We start from the raw sequence: 17,444 nt of genomic DNA, 5'->3' as shown, positions 1-17,444 counted from the left end.
ATTTTAAATTGGTTTAGGGAGTCCACACGCCGTGCTCTTTATTACTGCCAACATACTCAATACGCGTTGGAGTAAGTTCAAGAATCACATAATTAGGATCATCGGGTCCTGTAAACCATGGCTCCAGCTCTTTGTTCCATACCTTTGTGCGCAGCCCTTCATCCTTAGAAACGGCAGCGGTGGCTTCAATCTCCAGCACATCTTTGCTTCCGCCTGCCTCATATCCAAGCAGCAAAAAGGCGTTCGGATTATTCGATAATTCCTCTACCTTATGAGTTTTGCGATTCGTAGCTAAATAAATCTTCAAACCCTCATGGAAAATAGCCATATAACGTACTTTCGGCTTATTTCCTTCTTCGATCGTACCAAAGGAACCGAACTTGTTGGCATCCAATGCTTTAATAATGAGTTGCTCCAGTTGTTTGTTATCCATTACGTAAATCTCTCCCTTCAAGCATGTAAACAAAAGTTTATATATCCAAGCTCACCGTTTGGATTTATCATAACAATGGTGCTTATTATAATGTACCCTTCAGGTTCACATTGAATCCGACCTTACTCCATAAACTACATTCAATATAAGGGGCTTACTTCGTGAAAAAACTGATTTGGATCGGCTGTCTTTCCTACTTTGTCATTGGACTTGCTCATGTCGTACTGGGATCTATTCTTCCCGTTCTGTTACAGCATTATGACCAAAATTACAGTGCCGGCGGGCAATTAATCTTTAGTCAATTCGCTGGTTTTCTGGCTGGTGTGCTTGTCTCTCCCCTACTCAATCGCCGTTTTGGCAAACGAGGAGGCATCATTATCGCCACCGCTCTTCTCCTGACTGCTGAAATTGCATATGCTTTTCTGCCACCTTGGGGATGGATGTATGTCATTGCTGTTGCGGCTGGCTTTGGTTTCGGTATGATCGAAGCCGTCATCGGCACCATCATTATCGGAGCTGTGACAGAAGGAACCGCGATCGCGATGAGCCGACTTGAAGTCCTTTTTGGGGTAGGGGCACTCCTAATGCCTCTTATCGCCAGTCCGCTCATTGCTACCGGAGCATGGAGATTGACATTTCTAATTGTCGCTTGCTTCTCATTACTTTCCCTCATTCTCTGGGGAAGAGGCCATTTCGGGAATCTGCAACGTATACTAGACGAGCGAGCACCTCGCAAAGTCTCAGCATCCCCGCATTCCTCGCAGTCCAGCACACAGCTTCCGTATAAAGGGAAACAATGGATTCTGCTGGGTATCTTCATTCTTTTCTTCTTTCTCTATGTAGGTACGGAGATGAGTCTGGTCAACTTTATGCCCGCCATCTTTATCGCCAAGCTAGGAATGACAGAATCTGCGGCGGCGCTGACAGTTACTTTCTTTTGGCTAGCTATGTCTACGGGAAGATTGTTTGCTGGAGTGATTGCAGAGAAAATTTCTTACCGTGTATACATTTTAAGTAGCTGTTTACTGACCTTGTTACTATTGGCTCTTTTTCCGTTCACAGAAAATCGATTAGCTGCATTCATCGTAATTATGCTACTTGGGCTATTTATGTCCGGTATTTTCTCCATAGCTTTAGTCTTCTCCAGCAAGATGCTGCCAGGAGCCGAAGAATCAACACCCAGCATAATGATCGCTGCTGGAGGTGTCGGTGGAGCTCTGCTGCCCCTATTTATGGGCTGGTCTATGGACCATTTAAAAGTAGCACAAACTGCTGGGGTACTTGCCGGCTTTGCCGCCTTCCTGTTCTTGCTGAGCATTGCCGCATGGAGATTCCAATCCAGGCAAGCAGTACAAAGAAAGAGTTCCAGTATTTAGAATGTTAGAATGGTATCAACCTAATCTTTTTAGGGTAATGTCATCTATAAGCATATTCTGAGCACAAGGATGGACGATGAATGGATAAGCTTTCAACTGAACCTTTATTACATACTGCGCTTATGCAGTTTATTTTTCCCTTTTCAATAAAAAAGGGTGATTCTAAGAAGCTCATCCAACAATTGCAGGATGAAGGCTTCACACGTTTTTTTCTGGATAATAAAGAGCTAGAAAATGCTTATTACGGAGAAGGCTACTGTGTTTCCCATGAACGGCTGGAGCGTACCTATTTACCGTTTGCTGCACACATTCTTTTTCCACGCAAGAAGGATGTGGACTCTTTCCGCCGCTTTTCCAGAGTCAATGATCTGGACTGTATCCTAGAGATTCCTCAGCAGTCTATATTTTTTAAAATTCTCTCGACGGATATATTCATATGTCCTTTTCAGCTTGGATTTGTGACCATGCGTGTCCAGCTTGAGGGGGATTCGATTCCCTTTAGTATTGCACTGGAATTCGCGGACCGCTTCCGGACGCTTGAGAATACCTTCGTACAGGATGATTACACCTATATCCATTGCGGGGAACAGACCTATGAGATGGTAGAGGATTTTGTCTTCCGAAATCTGGTGGATGGACTGGAGCCTTTTCTGGATCACTCGGATATCAATGGGGCTTATTTCGAGACCCTTCCCTTTTTCGTAGATGAAAGAATGCAGGTGCAAGCCTTTTATGGCTTTCAGAATGAAGGAGATTCTGATGAGATTAGTGTAAATATCCGCTATCGCGCCTCTCAGCTTGATGGAATTGATCTGAACGGCAAGCCCTATGCCAGTGCCAGCGATCCAGCGTATATTGCGAATTATTGTCATGAGCATTCCTATAATCGATGGGGCCCAGACACGTATTATATGATGAATGAGCAGACCTTTTGCTGCCTTACCCGAGCTGAACCAAAGATCGCCATTAGCCTGGCCGACCAGATGTACGGGCAATACTATTACGGATTTCTACTCAATATTTTCCACAAAATCGTTCTGCTAAAGCTGGCAAATATGCATTCCCGACTACGCATAAACCACGATTATGATGAGATCGATAATTTAATCTACTCGATTAATAAATTCTCGGCAAAGTTTTATTTCTTAGAGCTAATCTCACAGTCGCAAGGACGGGAGATTTTTCTTCAGCTGCGTAAAGTATACGGGAACGATGCTCTATTCGAGGAAGTAAAAGAAACCTTGACTGACCTGTTTCAGTATCAAGATAAATTCCAGTCGAAGCGCCGGGATAATCTGCTGATGATCCTCACTGTATTTACGGTGGTAAGTGGGATTTATGGCATGAATCAAGTCATTGACGATCTGGATGGAAAGATTCAGTGGAGTAAAATGGTTAGCTATTCCCCCTTTGAGTTTCTTGCTCTCTTCGTGATTATGAGCGGGATAATGATCAGTGTTGTCCTTACACTAGGTGCTCTGGTTACTGAGCTTAAGCGGCGTCATCGCAAGAAACATAAAGATCTGGATGAATGAAAACGGACTAAGAGATTTGAAAAATTTAGGATCATGCTACTAGACATTCCGAGAACAGCCGTCTATAATACAGCGTATGCAAGAAATATAAGCTATAAAGTATAGGTGCAAAACCTAAACTTTCTTATATTTCAAGTGGAAATACCCGTTAACTTCATAGAACCAGGGGTGCTGGAATTGGCCGGCTGAGATTGTATCCCACAAGATACTGACCCTTATACCTGATCTGGATAATGCCAGCGTAGGAATTGCCAATTGGTTTTGGTCCCTGTGACCTTTACTAACCTTGCGCCAAGCCAGCGTCCCGATCACTCGGGGCGCTTTTTTTTGTGTAGATCACAAAAGATGTAGAAGAAATGTACATACTACACTTTATGGTTCATGTTGGATGACGGGATCTGGCAACCTTAAAGGAGAGAAGAAGACATGCATGTCAAAAAAGCACTCATGCTTAGCCTCATCTGTATGCTCATTCTTGCGATTGCCGGATGCGGCAGCAACAACGGGAATACAGCCGGAAACAAAGGGACTGCTGCGGAATCGAATGCAGAGACCGGATCAAATGCTTCAAAAGAGCTTACCAAAGTTAAGGTTGCACTGGACTGGACACCGAATACGAATCATACCGGTCTTTACGTAGCCAAGGATCTTGGTTATTACGCGGAAGAAGGTCTGGATGTAGAAATCGTTCAACCTGGCGCAGCAGGCTCCGATACCATGGTTACTTCTGGGGAAGCTGCTTTTGGGATCAGCGCTCAGGAAGGATTGACTCTAGCTCGTCTACAAGGCGTCCCCCTTGTCTCGATTGCAGCCATTATTCAACATAATACGTCGGGATTCGCCGCTCCAGTGGATCGCAATATTAAATCGCCAAAAGATTTTGAGGGTAAAACTTACGGAGGCTGGGGCTCTCCCGCCGAGGAAGCAGCCATGAAGGCGATCATGGACCCTGTTGGTGGCGATGTGAAAAAGGTGAAGCTAATCAGTATTGGTGAAGCTGACTATTTTACCGCAGTCAAACGTGACATTGATTTCGCTTGGATCTTCTACGCTTGGACCGGTATTGAAGCCGAACTGCGTGGAGAGCCTCTGGATATGCTGTACTTGAAGGATTATGCGCCTCAGCTCGATTATTACACCCCTGTGCTGACCACGAGCGAGAAGCAGATTTCTGAGAATCCAGATTTGGTGAAGGCTTTCCTGAAAGCCACATCGAAGGGTTATCAATATGCGATTGATCACCCAGAAGAGGCTGCCGCTACATTATCCAAAGCTGTGCCTGACCTTGATGCCGAGCTTGTCCTAGCCAGCCAAAAATGGCTTAGCCCGAAATATAAAGACGACGCCCCCCGCTGGGGAGAGCAAAAAACCGAGGTCTGGCAGAATTACGGCGACTGGATGTATGATTTGAAGCTGCTGGACAAACCGCTGGATGCAGCTAGTGCATTCACGAATGATTTTTTACCGGCGGAGTAGACCGGACTTCCCAAGTTCGTTCAAGATTCGATGTCGAATCCGCTTCCTGAATTACTTCGTTATCAAAGTTGGCTTTTTGAACTTACCTATACAAATTGAGAGGATTGATTATTGTGGCTAACACATTGCTCAGCATTCAAGTAATTCCTAAGACTCCAAACAATGAGGATTCCATCCCATACGTCGATAAAGCAATTGAAGTTATTCAAAAATCCGGCGTTAAACATCAGGTGAACCCGCTGGAAACCACGATGGAAGGTGAACTTAGCGAGCTGCTTGAGGTTGTTCGTCAAATGCAGGAGGCGCTGATCGAAGCTGGTAGTCCAAGCGTGATCTCACAGATCAAAATTGCTCATAACCCTAACGGAATCAGCATGGATAAATTGACGGAGAAATATCGGCCGTGAGATCGACCTGGAAGCTAATATGGCCGCCCCTTGTGGCGGTCGTCTTCTTTTTAACCGTATGGCAGTTATCTGTTTCTCTATTCCATATCGAATCCTGGATTCTGCCGAGTCCTGCTGATATTGCCCGCGAATCCACCAGTAATGCCTCAGGTCTCTGGGCTCATACGATGGCTACGCTCCGACTCACATTAATCGGTTTTCCTATTGGTACAGGTGTAGGCTTGATCGTCGCTCTACTTTTGCATCTTTTGCCTTGGGCTAGACGCGCTTTTTATCCACTGATTATTCTGAGTCAAAATGTTCCCTCTATCGCACTCGGACCACTGCTTATCATCTGGTTTGGCTTTGGTCTTTTGCCCAAAATCGTACTGATTACACTGGTATGCTTCTTCCCGGTAGCTGTCGCTGCAATGGGCGGCTTGTCTCAAAGTGATCAGGTCATGATGAATTATATGAAAATGGCGGGCGCAAGCAAGTGGCAAATCTTCACCAAGCTGGAGCTTCCGTCTTCTATACCGGCACTATTTTCCGGTGTGAAAATATCAGCTACCTATGCGGTTATGGGAGCCGTGGTCGCTGAATGGATTGGCGCGGATAAAGGGATTGGCTACTATATGCTCCTGCAAAAATCGGCTTACCGTACGGATCGGATGTTTGTCGCTATTGTTATTATTGTGCTCCTTAGTCTTGTACTTTTTGCGATTATCGCCTTGCTCGAAAAATGGTTAGTTCGCTGGAAACCGCGCCGTAACTCATAGAAAGGAAGATGCCTGTATGTCTCAAGCGACGCAAATAGGGCAAAGAACAACTGAAATCATAAGCTCTCCTGAAGCTCATACTGCACCACCTGCTCTAGAAGTAAGCGGCATCTCCAAGTCCTTCACCCATCGCCGCCGCGAGACGAACGTGCTGAACAACGTCTCTCTTAAGGTAGAGCAGCAAGAGTTCGTTTCGATCGTCGGTCCTTCCGGCTGCGGAAAAAGCACCTTATTCCATATGATCGGCGGACTAGTGAAGCCTGATGCAGGAACGATCCGCATGAACGGCAAGGTCGTTACAGGTCAACGTGGTGAAATCAGTTATATGCCGCAGCAGCCCGCGCTTTTCCCTTGGCGTACGATTGAGGATAATGTGCTGCTCGCCGGGGAAATCAAAGGTGCTCTGCAGGATGGAGCTCGTGAAGAAGCGCGCCAGTGGCTCGAAAAGGTTGGCTTGAGCGGGTTTGAACAGGCTTACCCGCATATGCTGTCTGGGGGGATGCAGCAGCGTGCGGCTTTTCTCAGAGCATTGCTAGCTCCGCAGGAGTTGATGCTGCTCGATGAGCCTTTCAGCGCATTGGATGCCCTAACTCGCAGTGAAATGCAGCGTTGGCTGCTCGAACTGTGGGAGGAGAATCGCCGCTCTGTGCTGTTCATCACCCACAACATCGAAGAAGCGTTGCTGCTCTCGAATCGTATTTATGTATTCTCGGGCCGCCCCGGCTCCATCCTACATACTGTTGACGTGCCATTTCCACGGCCACGCCGCGATGAGATTACGGATTCCCCGGAATTCCTTAAGCTCAAACGCCAGCTGTCACAGTGGATGCGCGAAGAACAGGCTAAGAGCGGGAAGTAGCTTTTTGAATAGAGGTCACTCTACTCACTTTAAACAAGAGATTAAACAAAGAACCGCCCGGGCTTCAATTAGCCCAAGCGGTTCTTTTGTTTTAATCAGAATAGCAGTTAAATCTTATTGTGCTTGTACAAACTCAGCAGATTTAATCCCTGCTTGACGGCCGAAAATAATGATTTCTGCTACAGAGTTACCGCCGATCCGGTTTTGACCGTGCAATCCACCTGTAACTTCACCAGCCGCATACAGGCCAGGAATAGCAGCGCCGTCTTTATTTAATACCTCTGTATTCGTATTGATCTTCACGCCGCCCATGGTGTAGTGAATCCCTGGGGCGATCTTAATAGCGTAGTAAGGACCAACGGACAAATCATTGTCCATCCCGGTTGTTCTGCCGAATTCAGCATCGTTCTTGTTCTTTACTGCGCTGTTCCAAGTATCAAGTGTCGCTTTTAGCTTATCGGCTGGAACACCGATTTCTTTCGCCAATGCTTCGATGGTATCCGCTTGGATTACGAAGCCCATTTTGTCATATTGTTCAATTGCTTTTACGCGTGATTTAACGCCGGAATCAAAGACAAGCGTTGCCGCTTTTTCAGGAAGTGCATTGATCGCTTCGGTAACTTTATCACGTGTAGTCAATTCGTTTACAAACCGTGTGCCTTCGCTGTTCACGAGGATAGATCCTTCACCGCGAACGGCTTCCCCGATCAGATAAGATTTATCTTGTTGAACTGTTGGGTGAACTTGAATTTGATCCATATCGACAGTAGTTCCGCCAAGTGCCTCGATCATCTTGATGCCGTCGCCTGTACTACCGATTTGGTTAGTCGTAACGTATCCTTCCAGATCAGGTCTAACTTTTGATATCATATCCATGTTGGATCCAAAACCACCTGTTGTTACAACAACTGCCTTCGCTGTAATGGTTTTTTCATCAGCTTGATTAAAGAGTACTTTGACGCCGTTGGCCTTACCGTCTTTTTGAGTAATTTCTTTAACATCAGCGTTCACAAACAGTGGAATTTCTTTTTCTTGTACGTTTCTAACCAATCCTTTGACAAGGTATTGGCCTACCGCAGATCCATCTTCTGGACGGTGGGTGCGTTTTTCGCTCATGCCGCCTGTGATTGTAATATTGTTCAGCTTGATTCCGATCGAATCCAACCAATCGATCGCACTTGCGGAATTGTCAACGAAGAAACGAAGCATCTCTTTATCATTCGTGTCATGACCGCCTTTTAGCGTCTCTTCATAAAACTTATCATTGCTATCTTCAATGCTTTGCTCTTTTTGAAATTTCGTTTGGGAAGCGTTCATCCCTGAGGAGGATTTACTTGTATTCCCACCTGCAACCGGCATTTTTTCTAAAATAACCGGATTCAAGCCCTTAGCCTTAGCTTCCAGTGCAGCAGACATTCCCGCACCACCAGCACCGACAATAACGATATCATAATTATCTTTTAATTGATCCAGTGGTGTGTAACTAGCTTCTGATGCACCTGATACGGCTTCAGCTTTATCATTTTTGGCCGTCTCATTTACCTTACTTTTGTTCTCATTGCCATTACTATTACCTGCGCTGTTGCTATTACTGTTACCGCAGCCTGCGATTACGAGCATGACAGAGAGAATGAGAATGAGAGCAGTACTTGTTGTCTTCTTCATCTTTATAACGCCCATTTGTGAATGTTTTCACATTTATGATAACGCAAGGATGCTGTTTTGTGAAGGTTTTTTAGTAATTAGTTATACTTACTGTTACATTTTCATGAATATTTTCATTTAAATTTTCATAAAAATTCTTGCTTTCTATATCCGCAACTTACTACTCAAAAAAAGCCACCCTTTTCAGGGCGGCCATCTGCCTTATTTTCTAGTCACTTATGGTATATAAGCAATAACTTCAATTTCTACGAGCCCATCCTTAGGCAGACGTGCTACTTCAACTGCGCTGCGAGCAGGATATGGCTGAGCAAAAAACCTTCCATAAATCTCATTTACCTTAAGAAAATCATTCATATCCTTTAGGAAAACGGTCGTCTTTATTACCTGGTCCATGCTTGTACGCGCCGCTTCCAGTATGGCTTTGACATTCAGCAACGACTGTTCCGTCTGTTCCTCAACCGTAGCAGGAAAAGTCCCACTAACCGGGTCTAGTCCGAGTTGTCCTGAAGTATATAGGACGTTCCCAAGCTTTACAGCTTGAGAATAAGGTCCAATTGCACCTGGTGCATCCGTTGTTATTACAGTTTCTTTATGCATATTTTTCATTTTAAAAGACTCCTTTATCCAACTTGTTCATTAGTTTTACCGTCATATTCCTTTAGCATTTCTGCCTGTTGCTCTGGCGTTAACTTCGCGATACCAAATCCCGTGAAGCCCCATATCGTCGCAAAGATTATTCCTGTCCAACAGAGAACAGCCCAAGGTAAATAGTCTAACGTTGCAACACCCAGCGTTCCCGCCATATAAGCACCTGCAGCTGTCCAAGGCAGAATAGGCTCGGTAATCGCCGCTGAATCCTCGATCGTACGTCCCAAATTCTTCGGATGCAAGCCCCGACGGATATATGCTTCACGCAGCATTTCACCTGGCATTAAGATGGATACCTGACCATTACTTGTAACCCCGATCATCGTAAGACCTGTAACAATGGTTGCTACGATCATTGAACCTGTGGAATGGACGAACTTCAAAAGCTTATTAACAATCAATTCCAAGGATTTCGTCAGAGATATGGTTCCAGCAAACGTGATTGCACAGAAGCAAATGAGAAGTGTACCCATCATGGAGTTCATTCCGCCACGATTTAGGAGACGGGGTACATCTTCAATAATGTTAGCAGAATCAAATCCAGCTACGTGAACCATAGAAATATTAAATCCATTAACAACAGAAGATACGACCTCATTCAACGTAAATCCCTGAAATACAAGTGCGTTGGCCATAGCGAACATGGAAGAGATCAGCATGACTGGGATGGTCGGCTTCTTCGTAATAGAACCATACAAGATGATTAGTACAGGTACTAATAGCAGCAGATTAAAGTCGTAAATGGTATCTAATGTTCCCATGATCGTTCCAACCTTTTCTGGAACAATAGCACCGGCAGCATCTGTGTTTAGGCCTGTGATAATAAAGACAACGCTTGCAACGATAAACGAAGGAAGTGTGGTATATAGTAAATGTCCAATATGCTCATAAAGATTGACACCTGTTGCTAACGCAGCAATATTCGTTGTATCTGAAAGCGGTGACAATTTATCACCAAAATAAGCACCTGCAACAACAGCACCAGCTACGGCTGCTAGGTTCGCATCCATACCCGCGCCAACACCCATAAAGGCGACCCCGATCGTTCCCGCTGACCCCCAAGACGTGCCCGTACAAAGTGAAACGGCAGCTGTCGCAATAAATGCGGTGATAAGCAGAAATTGTGGATTAATGATATTCAATCCATAATAAATCATCATGGGGATCGTTCCACCAACCATCCATGCCCCAATCATAAAACCAACCATGATCAGAATAAGAATGGCAGGCATCGTTTTCGCGATCTTGCCAGCGATAGATTCTAGTATGTCGTTATAGCTATAACCAAGAATAATCGCGATAATACCAGCAACAACCGCAGAGGTAATGATAAGTGGTTCAGGTGGTAATTCAAACAACACGTACCCTAAACTAAGTAACACAATCATTGTAATAATCGGTAATAGTGCTAAGAACATCGTCGGCTGTTTCTTGACTCTTGGTGATTCTGATTTGGACATGGTTATTTTCCCCCTTGATACGGATCTGAGAAAGGCTACTAATGAGGTATTTCAAGGTCATTGATAAAGTATTTTTTATTATTTCAAATTTTTTAATGGATAGGCTTGGTACAGCCGATGAAATGCTTCTTGCAACAAAGGCAGTGGCGTTGCAATATTTAAGCGGATAAAGCCTTCTCCTGATGCTCCAAAACCTGTCCCAAAGCTCACGCTAACCTTCGCATCCGACTCGATCCACTGCTTTAGCTCTGCTTCGTTGGTACTGATTGCCCTACAATCCACCCATAACAGATAGGTTCCTTCTGACTCGATCACGCGAAGTTCAGGCATAGATTCAGCTATATATGCTTTCACCCAAGCGATATTGGCTGTGATATACCCTCGTAATTCTTCCAGCCATTCATCGCATTCCGTATAAGCCACTTCTAATGCAGGTACTGCAAAAAAGGTGGGGTTATGACAGCCCGCTTGCTGTAAACAACGTCTGAATTTCTCCCGCAACTGGTCATTCGGAATCACGATGTTAGCAATTTCAAGGCTTGCAAGATTGAAGGTCTTCCCTGGGGAAGTACAGATAAAGGATCGCTGCTCAGCCTCGGTCGATATCTTCCCGATTATCGTATGCTCATGACCTTCATGGATAAAATCGGCATGAATATCATCCGATACAATATAAGCATCATACTTTGTACACAAGCTAACGATTCGTTCTAGTTCAGCTCGTGTCCATACCCGTCCAACCGGATTATGCGGTGAGATGAGCAGTACAATTTTAACCCCTGCTTGCATCCGCAACTCCATATCAGCAAAATCGATCTCATAACGCCCGTTCACTTCACGAAGTGGACTTTCCACTAATACGCGGTTATTTAGTTCTACCGATTTAGCAACCGGCTGATAGGCTGGCGTATGGATTAACACTTGATCACCGGGTTGAGTGAAGTTCTGAATGATCAGAGAAACCGCTTGCACAATACGAGGGCAAAACACGATCCATTCTTGCGGAACCTCCCAATCGTAAGCTTTTTTAATCCATCCCTGAACTGCCTCATAATAAGGTGGAAAAGGATCGGTATATCCATATATGCCATGCTTCGCCATCTCCGTTACTCGCTCTATCACCTGTGGAGGGGCTTGAAGATCCATATCCGCAACGGAAAGCGCTATCATTTCTCTGCCCAACACTTGCGCCATACCATCCCATTTCGCGCAATTGGTCCCATATCGGCTAACAACCTTATCAAAATCTATTGTCATCTAGCCCACTTCCTCTCTTGAGAGTATTGTTTATTCTCACTTAATTTTTTGCAAATAACGATAAACGGTTGGCTCAGATATCATCAAGGACTTAGCGACTTGAGAAACTCCACCTTTAAGTAGAAACACACCCTGCTCGTTAAGTACTTTCACAAGTTCAATCTTCTCCTGCGAGGACAATCGCTCAGCCGGGACATTAATTTTACCGAGCACCGAATCAATCATGTGCTGGAGCAGATCATCAACGTTTCCTTGTAAATACTCTTCCGTCTGCTTCTCTACAACCTCTTGTTGTGGTATTAACGGTACTGGTGGAAGTGTTGATCCTCCTTGCAAAATGTTTTGTATCCACTCAGCTGCAACCTCCATATGTGTGACATCAATGTTAATACACATCATACCGACCAATTCGCTGCTGCTGTTTTTAATATAATAAGTAGCGGAGCGAAATACCTGACCTTGCGAACCACGCGCTTTATAGTTAGCAATAAACGGTTGCTCACGGTAGGACTCATCCTTCAACAGCTTAAGCACTAGATCGGTTGAACTATCGCCTACTTTACGCCCACTAATGTATCCGTTCTCAATAAATATAATTGAACGCTCTGGATTGCTTATATCATGAATAACAACCTCACATTTCGAACCTATAATTGAAGCAATAAAAGAAGCGATTGGAAAATAGGACTCTAGACAGCTGCGATCTTCTATCATGTGAGCATTTCACTCCTTTCGTTTTGCGTCTAATTTATTTTGATAATAATTTATTATCTTGATAAGATTTTATTACAACATTCTTAAAAAAGCAATCAGTAATATATTGGAATTGTTCCAGCCAATATTTTCTCTTAAATACTTAGGGCATATTTCCTGTAAGCGACCACAAAAAAAGTCCTTCACTACTTCTACAAATTGCAGAAATCGTGAAAGACTATCTATTTACTGCTATACCTCATTTCCTTATCATTGCTCGATACACGAATTTAGGAAGAACTGCTTGCCTGCGCCAGCGCGACTTTTGTCCTTTGGCTACAGGGGCGAATAACAGCCGATGCAACCACTCCAAATTGAGTTTTTTCCATATCGCAGGGGCTGGAGTCACTTTTCCCGCTATAACATCCAAGCTTCCCCCGACACCAAAAACAACCTTAACCTGAGAAAGCGCCTGTTTATGCTTATAAACCCACTTGTCAGAGTATGGAGCCCCCATCGCGACAATCAGGAAATCTGGCTGTGCGTGCTGAATCTCTGCCACAATGGCCGGTTCCTCTTCTTTAGTAATAAAACCATTATGTCTTCCGGCAATTTTAACATTCGGATATAGCTCTGTAATCTTTTCGACCGCTTTACAGCTGGTATGCTCATCCGTGCCTAAGAAATAAAAGCTCCAGCCCAGCTTATTCCCTTGTGCGAGCAGTTCAAGAAGTAGTTCATACCCCGTAACTCGTTCAGTTATAGGGTCACCTTTTCTTTTCGATGCCAGCACAATGCCAATCCCATCAGGAGTAATCAGATCTGCCTCATGGAGTATGGTTCGAAGCAGCTCGTCCGATTGACTTGTTATCGTAATTTCCGGGTTCGCCGTAATCAAATGAAATAGCTTTGGTTCTCCGGCTTGAATATGTTTTGTTAGATGAAGTGTTGTCTCGTGTAGTGTTAATTTTGAAAAAGGAACGCCTAATATAGAGACTGTCCCAGCCATTTAATCACCTCTTACTGAAAAGTTCATTCCAGTATACCTTACCGTAATCCATAAGCATAGTCACCCTCATTACTCCGTTTATTCATCCGAAAATTTCCACCACTCTATTAACCAAGGTTCATCGATCCCCCGCAGGCGGAATTCCTCCAAAAGTATCTTTCGAAATTGTTTTTCCATTTTGACAAAATTATTGTCCTCCTGGTACATGGGAGCAAAGGATTCATCCTCCCTAAGATAACTCCAAAAATCGCCTGCACACTCCAAAATCTTTCGACCTACGACCGTTTGCTGCGCTACGGGAACAAGCCATTTGTCATAAGGATACGGATAACCTTCAATAGTGATTGCACAGCGTAAAGCCTCTTTATAAAGGGAAACCGCTAAGAACAAGATGGGAAAGGCGTCGCCACGAACTACAGGATGATCTAGACTTCTGGCATAGCTTCTTAGCTGTATATATGAATTCTTACGAAATTTCATTAGCACTTCAGGCTGGAGTGGAACATAGGAATGAAAAAGTGACTTCAGATCCAGCAGATCGTAGCAAATATAGGATACTGATGCATTCCACAGCCATTTCATATCCCCGCTCATTAAAGCTTCTTTGATATCAGATATTTTATGGAGTGTATAATGCCCTGTCTTCCCACTTGGAAGCCTTAAATCCATAAAAAAACTACTGTACTCCGGAATCAGCCCTGCTTCCTCGAACCGATGATTAATACTGTTGTAAGACTCATCCTCACAAATAATGATTATATCTACATCCGACTGCCCATCTACCACCCCGAGTGCGGTCGATCCATCTAGGATAATGCTTACCCTCTGACGATCTTCTTGCAATAACGGATGATTTAGGATCTCTTGCGTAATGAACTTTCCAATCTCCTCTAGTAATTCGCGATGAAGTAGCAACTTATCAGGTGTTAGTAAAATATCCGACAATACTGATTTCATCATCGTATCCATCAGCCTCCAATCGATCTCAATTCCCTTAAAAATATAGCGCTTACATTTAATCTGAAATGTGGATTTGGGAATATCATTCTATACTCTGGAGATACATCTTGCAACGATATATAGTACCCTTTTGCCCTTGCCCAAATATAATGAATCATCTAGTCATTTGAAGAGGGGGTTATATCATGGCGTTACCCACCATCATAACCACAGTTCCTACATCCGTACCTGTCGGAGATATTGAGGTAAATCCCATCACCAATCGGGTATACTTCGTAAATCCTAACACTACAGCCGGAACTGTTGGTGTATTAAGCACCCTGACCAATCGGATCATTGCAACCATACAAGTAGGCAGATTTCCGCTCAAGCTAGCCATCAATCCAAGAACAAACCGTGTGTACGTCACCAACTTCCGCGATGGGACGGTATCTGTAATTAGCGGACGGACAAACCGTGTAATCAAGACCCTCCAAGTAGGCAGAAACCCTGATAGTGTTAACGTTAATGTTCGTACGAACCTGATTTATGTGTCGAGTGCCTCTGGCATCGTAACTGTGATCGATGGCAGATCGAACTGTATTCGAACCACTATCCACATCGGCGGCCGTCCTTCCGCTATCGTCATCAATAAACGTACCAATCGCATTTATGTAACGAATACGATAAACAATTCCGTATCTGTCATCAACGGCAGTACACAAACCGTGATAGCAACTATAAAGGTTGGCAAGAACCCCATTACCATACCAGCATTAAATCCGATTACCAACCGTATTTATGTAGCGAATAATTTAAGCCGCTTTCTTTCCGTGATCAATGGCCGAACCAACAAGCTCCTCAAGAATGTACAGCTTGGAAGGTTACAAAGTGAGGTCATCCTTAATCCGCTTACGAACCGTGTTTACGTGTCTAGCGCTCAACAGGTTAAACAAGGGAAGCTTTTTGTGCTTAATGGAAATACCAATAAGGTGATCACAACTAGAGTGTTATCCTCCTCCTCCAGCACATTCATCAACCCGATTACAAATCACTTATTTGTCAGTAATTTCAATAAGAACAGAATGTCTGTTTATAACGCCAGCACGTTTAAAAGAATTGCGGTATTCCCCTCCGTAACAGGCGTAAATATTGTCCTGAATCCACTAACAAATAGGTTATATGTCGCGAACGATAATTCCATCACAGTCATTCAGGATGGTCCAAGATTAACCCATCATTATAAATAATCTACACTTTCTTATATTTGCAAAAAAAGGCGCATCACCTATAAGGTGAGCGCCTTTTTGAATATAGATTAATGCGTTGTAACCTGCTTGGCAGCTACTGGCTTCGCAGTCACTTTCTCTTCTGCTGTTTCCTTAGGCTGAATGCCTCTTTTAATAAAGAAGGCTAGAATAAATGCAATAATCGCTACGCCTACAGAGACTAAAAATGCATCGTTAATTCCTTCAATAGTAGCTTTCGCAATAACTTGATTTTGTATACCAAGCAATTGGTCTGCCGAAGGTTTAGTCGTTAATTTACTTACAGCATCAGCGACCATATCCTTCACATGTGAAGTGGTACTGTTAGACATAATAGTTACGAGCAGTGCCCCACCAATCGCTCCTGATACTTGCTGAATCGTACTGTTCATCGCTGTACCATGCGGCGTATATTTGGCTGGAATAGAATTCAGTCCATTAGTCATCACTGGCATCATCACCATAGAGATCCCGAACATTCTTACAGAATATAGAATCATGAGTGTAGAATATTTAGTCGTTTCAGTCAAATCACTAAAGAAATACGTACTAATCACTACGATTGCTAGACCGACTAGTGCTAATACTTTACCTCCGAATTTATCGAACAATTTACCTGTGATTGGTGACATAACACCCATAATTAACGCACCAGGCAACATTAGAAGTCCTGAATCCAGTGGTGAAATGCCTCTAATATTTTGCAGGTAGATCGGCATCAGCATCATCGCCGAGAACATTGCCATATTTAGCGTAATCGAAATCGCTGAGGATAACGCAAACATCGGATATTTGTACACTCTGAAGTTCAGCATAGGCTCCTTCATCTTCAATTGGCGCATAATGAATATTACTAATCCAATCGCCCCGATAATAAGAGCGGAGTAGACCATTGGATCATCCCATCCTTTATTCCCAGCGGAACTGAAGCCATATAGAAGACCCCCGAAACCAATTGCGGATAAAAGCACAGATAGGAAATCGATCTTAATCGCCACATCTTTTTTAGGATCATGTAATTTAAAGAAGGCCAGAATGAACACCAATACAGCGATTGGGGCAATCATAAAGAATAGAACAGGCCATTCATAGTGCTGAATAATCCATCCAGATAATGTAGGTCCGATCGCTGGTGCAAAAATCATAACCAACCCGAACATCCCCATAGCTGAACCACGTTTCTCAGGCGGAAAGGTAGTGAACAATACGTTCATTAATAATGGCATCATGATTGCAGCCCCGGAAGCCTGAACCATTCTGGCGATCAATAACACAGGGAAACTAGGTGCGAACCCTCCGATAAAGGTTCCTATCGCAAATAATCCAATGGCGATTAGGAACAACCGTCTCGCGGTATACTTTTGAATCAAAAATGCTGTCGAGGGAATCATGATCCCGTTCACGAGCATATAACCTGTAGATAGCCATTGCACTGTTGAGGCACTGACATCAAAATCCTTCATAATCGATGGTAAAGCTATATTGAGTAAGGTATTACTCAGTAAAGCAACAAATGCACCAATCATAAGGATTGCCAATATCCCGTAGGACGCTTTATTTTCTTTTGCTTTCATTTTGGAATCCTCCATTCTATAATCATACTATTGGTTCAAATTTGAACTCTAGTTACAAACCAGTGTAGAATATATTACTCCCTTATT

The 17,444-nt window shown here is 43.8% G+C and carries 16 protein-coding genes and 1 riboswitch; of the genes, 7 read left to right on the top strand and 9 right to left on the bottom strand.

The window, feature by feature from the left end:
* Nucleotides 1-13: 13 nt before the first annotated feature.
* Nucleotides 14-433, bottom strand: coding sequence for a pyridoxamine 5'-phosphate oxidase family protein (locus MHB64_RS02200; protein WP_341133626.1), 420 nt, complete (start codon nt 431-433; stop codon nt 14-16).
* A 161-nt stretch (nt 434-594) separates the two neighbouring features.
* On the opposite strand from MHB64_RS02200, the gene MHB64_RS02195 reads away from it, so the two are divergent.
* The 6 genes from MHB64_RS02195 (at nt 595) to MHB64_RS02170 (ending at nt 6,844) form a co-directional block, all read left to right on the top strand.
* The gene (locus MHB64_RS02195) at nt 595-1,809 is read left to right on the top strand and encodes an MFS transporter (RefSeq protein ID WP_341133625.1); all 1,215 of its coding nucleotides are present in this window, start codon (nt 595-597) and stop codon (nt 1,807-1,809) included.
* A gap of 80 nt (nt 1,810-1,889) precedes the next feature.
* Nucleotides 1,890-3,344 carry a hypothetical protein gene (locus MHB64_RS02190; RefSeq protein WP_341133624.1) on the top strand — a complete coding sequence of 485 codons (1,455 nt, stop codon included), beginning with the start codon at nt 1,890-1,892 and terminating at the stop codon, nt 3,342-3,344.
* Between the two features lie 154 nt (nt 3,345-3,498).
* Nucleotides 3,499-3,609, top strand: a riboswitch (TPP riboswitch).
* A 161-nt stretch (nt 3,610-3,770) separates the two neighbouring features.
* Nucleotides 3,771-4,820 (top strand): ABC transporter substrate-binding protein, encoded by a 1,050-nt coding sequence (locus tag MHB64_RS02185; RefSeq protein WP_341133623.1) that lies wholly within the window; start codon nt 3,771-3,773, stop codon nt 4,818-4,820.
* A 113-nt stretch (nt 4,821-4,933) separates the two neighbouring features.
* Nucleotides 4,934-5,227 carry a thiamine-binding protein gene (locus tag MHB64_RS02180; RefSeq protein ID WP_036682688.1) on the top strand — a complete coding sequence of 98 codons (294 nt, stop codon included), beginning with the start codon at nt 4,934-4,936 and terminating at the stop codon, nt 5,225-5,227.
* Nucleotides 5,224-5,985 (top strand): ABC transporter permease, encoded by a 762-nt coding sequence (locus MHB64_RS02175; RefSeq protein WP_076300092.1) that lies wholly within the window; start codon nt 5,224-5,226, stop codon nt 5,983-5,985. Before MHB64_RS02180 ends, MHB64_RS02175 begins: the two co-directional genes overlap by 4 nt.
* A 16-nt stretch (nt 5,986-6,001) precedes the next feature.
* A complete protein-coding gene (locus MHB64_RS02170) occupies nt 6,002-6,844 on the top strand; it encodes an ABC transporter ATP-binding protein (RefSeq protein ID WP_341133622.1) in 843 nt (280 codons plus the stop codon).
* A 114-nt stretch (nt 6,845-6,958) separates the two neighbouring features.
* On the opposite strand, the gene MHB64_RS02165 is transcribed toward MHB64_RS02170, so the two are convergent.
* The 7 genes from MHB64_RS02165 to MHB64_RS02135 all read right to left on the bottom strand — a co-directional run bounded on the left by MHB64_RS02165 (nt 6,959) and on the right by MHB64_RS02135 (nt 14,536).
* The gene (locus tag MHB64_RS02165) at nt 6,959-8,509 is read right to left on the bottom strand and encodes a flavocytochrome c (protein WP_094869686.1); all 1,551 of its coding nucleotides are present in this window, start codon (nt 8,507-8,509) and stop codon (nt 6,959-6,961) included.
* 216 nt (nt 8,510-8,725) lie between these two features.
* The gene (locus tag MHB64_RS02160) at nt 8,726-9,115 is read right to left on the bottom strand and encodes a RidA family protein (protein ID WP_373455877.1); all 390 of its coding nucleotides are present in this window, start codon (nt 9,113-9,115) and stop codon (nt 8,726-8,728) included.
* 14 nt (nt 9,116-9,129) lie between these two features.
* The gene (nhaC, locus tag MHB64_RS02155; protein WP_341133621.1) at nt 9,130-10,617 is read right to left on the bottom strand and encodes a Na+/H+ antiporter NhaC; all 1,488 of its coding nucleotides are present in this window, start codon (nt 10,615-10,617) and stop codon (nt 9,130-9,132) included.
* A gap of 78 nt (nt 10,618-10,695) precedes the next feature.
* Entirely contained in the window at nt 10,696-11,874 is a 1,179-nt protein-coding gene (locus MHB64_RS02150; protein ID WP_341133620.1) for a MalY/PatB family protein, read from the bottom strand.
* A gap of 36 nt (nt 11,875-11,910) precedes the next feature.
* Nucleotides 11,911-12,588, bottom strand: a complete 678-nt coding sequence (locus MHB64_RS02145) for a helix-turn-helix transcriptional regulator (RefSeq protein WP_341133619.1) — start codon at nt 12,586-12,588, stop codon at nt 11,911-11,913.
* Between the two features lie 238 nt (nt 12,589-12,826).
* Nucleotides 12,827-13,576 carry a WecB/TagA/CpsF family glycosyltransferase gene (locus MHB64_RS02140; RefSeq protein ID WP_341133618.1) on the bottom strand — a complete coding sequence of 250 codons (750 nt, stop codon included), beginning with the start codon at nt 13,574-13,576 and terminating at the stop codon, nt 12,827-12,829.
* Nucleotides 13,577-13,654: 78 nt separating this feature from the next.
* Nucleotides 13,655-14,536, bottom strand: coding sequence for a nucleotidyltransferase domain-containing protein (locus MHB64_RS02135; protein ID WP_341133617.1), 882 nt, complete (start codon nt 14,534-14,536; stop codon nt 13,655-13,657).
* A gap of 185 nt (nt 14,537-14,721) precedes the next feature.
* Here MHB64_RS02135 and MHB64_RS02130 point away from each other — a divergent pair, with 185 nt between their 5' ends.
* Nucleotides 14,722-15,765, top strand: a complete 1,044-nt coding sequence (locus MHB64_RS02130) for a YncE family protein (RefSeq protein ID WP_341133616.1) — start codon at nt 14,722-14,724, stop codon at nt 15,763-15,765.
* A gap of 68 nt (nt 15,766-15,833) precedes the next feature.
* On the opposite strand, the gene MHB64_RS02125 is transcribed toward MHB64_RS02130, so the two are convergent.
* Nucleotides 15,834-17,357, bottom strand: a complete 1,524-nt coding sequence (locus MHB64_RS02125; RefSeq protein ID WP_094869679.1) for a DHA2 family efflux MFS transporter permease subunit — start codon at nt 17,355-17,357, stop codon at nt 15,834-15,836.
* Nucleotides 17,358-17,444: the final 87 nt, after the last annotated feature.

The sequence above is a fragment of the Paenibacillus sp. FSL K6-2859 genome (assembly GCF_038008265.1).
GTDB classification, from domain to species: domain Bacteria; phylum Bacillota; class Bacilli; order Paenibacillales; family Paenibacillaceae; genus Paenibacillus_AQ; species Paenibacillus_AQ nitricinens.
This window is presented reverse-complemented; position numbering and strand designations above follow the sequence as displayed.